The following is a 1,833-nucleotide window of genomic DNA, read 5'->3' on the forward strand; positions in this document are numbered from 1 at the left end:
CCGCCCCGCGCCGCGCACGGCCGCACGACCACATTGCCGCCGGCCAGGGCACGGCGGCGCGCGTGGCAGGCACGCGCCCCGTGTACGACGCCGCGCCGGGGCGCCGCATCGACATCCCTGTCTACGAACGCCAATCGCTGGACCCCGAACAGACGCTGACCGGCCCCGCGTTGGTCGTCGAAGACGAAACCACCACCTTCGTACCGCCCGGCTTCGTGGCGCGCCGCAGCCGCCTGGGCTCGCTGGTGCTGGACGATGCCCGCGCCGCCCGGCGCCACCAGGCCGACGCGGCCGACAAGGACCACACATCATGAGCACCCCCGCCGACCTCTCCCGCCCGACCTCCGCCGCCGCGGCGCCCCTGGCACAAGAGCGCATCCGTTTTCAACTGGCCTGGAACCGCCTGCTGTCCGTCGTGGAAGAGCAGGCGCAGGTGTTGATCCGGTCGGCCTTCGGCACCGCCACGCGCGAAGCAGGCGACCTGTCGGCCGGCGTCTTCCTGCCCGATGGCCGCATGATTGCCCAGGCCGTCACCGGCACGCCCGGACACGTCAACGCCATGGCCGAATCGGTCAAACACTTTCTGCGCGTCTTTCCGCCCGAATCGTTGAAGGATGGCGACGTGCTGCTGACCAACGACCCCTGGAAAGGCACCGGCCACCTGTTCGACATGACGATGGTGACGCCCGTGTTTCACGACGGCGCGCTGGTGGCGCTGTTTGCGTCCACCCTGCACGTGATCGATATCGGCGGCATCGGCAGCAGCGCCGACGGCCTGGAGATCTATCACGAAGGTCTGTTCCTGCCCATCCTGCGCTTCTTCCGTCAACACGAAGTGGACCCGGGCGTGCTGGCCATCATTCGCGCCAACGTGCGCGAGCCCGAACAGGTGGAAGGCGACCTGTACGCGTTGGTGGCCTGCAACGCGATCGGCGGGCGCCGCCTGAAATCGTTGTTGACCGAATTCGAACTGGGCGGGCTGGACGCCCTGGGCGGCTACATCATCGAGCAGTCCGAACACGCCATGCGCCAGGCCATCGCCCAATGGCCGCAAGGCACGTGGCATAACACGCTAGTGATCGACGGGTACGACGCGCCCATCACCTTGCAAGCCGGCGTGAGCATTGCGAACGACAAGGTCCGCATCGACTTCACCGGCACTTCGCCCAGCGTGGCGCGCGGCATCAACGTGGTGAAGGCCTATACCGACGCCTATACCTCTTTTGGTGTGCGCTGCCTGATCGGCGCCGACGTGCCCAACAACGCGGGGTCCCTGTCGTGCGTCGAGGTCGCGGCGCCCGAGGGCTCCATCCTGAACGCGCGTTTTCCCGCTGCCGTCACGGCGCGCCACATCATCGGGCAGATGCTGCCCGACGTGGTGTTCGGCGCGCTACGCCAGGCCCGCGCCGACCAAGTGCCGGCCGAGGGCGCGTCGTCGCTGTGGAACCTGCACCTGGTGGGCGGTGAGCCCCTGGCGGGCGCCACGCCCGAACAGCAGGAAGCCCTGCTGGCCGGCCCGCGCTTTAACGCCGTCAGCTTTTCCACCGGTGGCACCGGTGCGCGGCCCGGCAAGGACGGCCTGTCCGTCACGTCCTACCCCAGCGGCGTGCGCAACGTGTCGCTGGAAATACTGGAAAGCGCCAACCCGCTGGTCTTCGAACAAAAGGAATACCGGCCCGATTCAGGCGGCCCTGGCACGCAGCGCGGGGGGCTGGGCCAGACCATCGTCGTGCGCCACGCAGACCCGCAAGCCGCCATGATCATTGCCGCCGCATTTGACCGCGTGGTGCATCCCGCGCGCGGCGCCCTGGGCGGCCACGCCGGCGCGGGCGG

At 69.0% G+C, this 1,833-nt stretch carries 1 protein-coding gene and 1 pseudogene; both read left to right on the plus strand.

Annotation, left to right across the window (positions count from 1 at the left end; all coding sequences use genetic code 11):
* A pseudogene (locus ACNPP0_RS23880) lies at positions 1-314 on the plus strand (hydantoinase/oxoprolinase family protein); the annotation flags it as partial.
* Positions 311-1,833, plus strand: a 1,523-nt coding sequence (locus tag ACNPP0_RS23885; protein WP_448707202.1) for a hydantoinase B/oxoprolinase family protein, incomplete at its 3' end; no start/stop codon positions are given. The pseudogene ACNPP0_RS23880 and the gene ACNPP0_RS23885, both read left to right, overlap by 4 nt.

The organism is Achromobacter semiaridum, from assembly GCF_053543755.1.